This window comes from Flagellimonas alvinocaridis, assembly GCF_004916895.1.
Classification (GTDB): domain Bacteria; phylum Bacteroidota; class Bacteroidia; order Flavobacteriales; family Flavobacteriaceae; genus Flagellimonas; species Flagellimonas alvinocaridis.
Genome location: NZ_SNTZ01000081.1, coordinates 1 through 470 on the forward strand (window position 1 = coordinate 1; position 470 = coordinate 470).

The window sequence follows — 470 nt, forward strand, 5'->3', positions numbered from 1 at the left end:
TGGGTATTTCYGTTTCYAGAGTMGGATCGGCAGCTCARATTAAAGCTATGAAACAAGTAGCCGGYAAATTAAAATTGGAATTRGCACAATTYGCRGAATTAGAAGCCTTTGCRCAATTCGCTTCTGATCTYGATAAAGCTACTCAGAATCAATTGGCAAGAGGTCAACGATTACGYGAATTACTYAAACAATCYCAAKCMGCTCCTCTTACGGTRGAAGAWCAGATAATGACTATTTATACCGGAACAAAYGGTTATCTTGATTCATTAGAAATTGGACAGGTAAGGAAATTTCTTGTTGAGTTACGTACTTACTTAAGAACTAATAAACCCCAGTTCSAAGAAATCAYATCTTCTAGCAAWACATTYAACGCAGAAGCAGAAGCCCTTTTGAAAGYAGCTATTCAGGAACAGATGGAACGCTTTATACTTCTGGAACAAGCATAAAGAAATTGATTCTTTTTTTCGAAA

1 protein-coding gene is annotated in these 470 nt (G+C 36.7%); it reads left to right on the forward strand.

Translation table 11 applies throughout. From position 1 onward, the window contains the following. Positions 1 to 47 precede the first annotated feature (47 nt). A complete protein-coding gene (locus EZV76_RS17950) occupies positions 48 to 446 on the forward strand; it encodes a hypothetical protein (protein WP_201741891.1) in 399 nt (132 codons plus the stop codon). Positions 447 to 470 lie beyond the last annotated feature (24 nt).